General features: G+C 64.4%; 1 pseudogene. It reads left to right on the top strand.

Going from position 1 to position 550, the window contains the following annotated elements:
• Positions 1-550 (top strand): annotated as a pseudogene (locus OC610_RS28640) (type IV secretion protein Rhs); the annotation flags it as partial.

Genomic DNA, 550 nt, shown 5'->3' with positions numbered 1-550 from the left:
GCCTGACCGAACACCGTTTCAAGGGCGGCCGCGAAACCCAACGCCAGCAAGGCCTGCTGCTCAGCGACTACCGCTACGACGAACAGGGTAGCCTCAAGGCCCAGACCGTCTGGCAGACCCAGCAGCACCAATTGTTCTGGCGTGATTATTCCTACAGCGCCAACGGCAACCTCGCCGCCCTTTCTGACAATCGAAACCGCCGCAGCTACCAATACGACCCGCAAGATCGCCTGGTCCGCATCGACCATGCCCACACCCAAGCCCCCGAACGCTTCGCCCACGACCCGGCCGGCAACCTGTTGCTGCAAGACCGCCCCGGCCCGACCACCCTCAAGGGCAACCGCCTGCTCATGGAGGGTGACCGCCACTACGACTACGACGCCTACGGCAACCTCATCCGCGAACGCCGCGGCAAAGCCCAATGCCTCGTCACGCACTACCGCTACGACAGCCAACATCGCCTCATCGGCGTCACCAGCCCGGACGGCAACGAAACGTCCTACCGCTACGACGCCTTCGGCCGACGCATCGAAAAGACCGTGGCCGGCCA

Origin of the sequence: Pseudomonas agronomica (assembly GCF_025917275.1) — a bacterium.
GTDB classification, from domain to species: Bacteria; Pseudomonadota; Gammaproteobacteria; order Pseudomonadales; family Pseudomonadaceae; genus Aquipseudomonas; species Aquipseudomonas agronomica.
The sequence above is the reverse complement of the archived record's forward strand: the minus strand, read 5'-3'. Positions and strand labels throughout refer to the sequence as shown.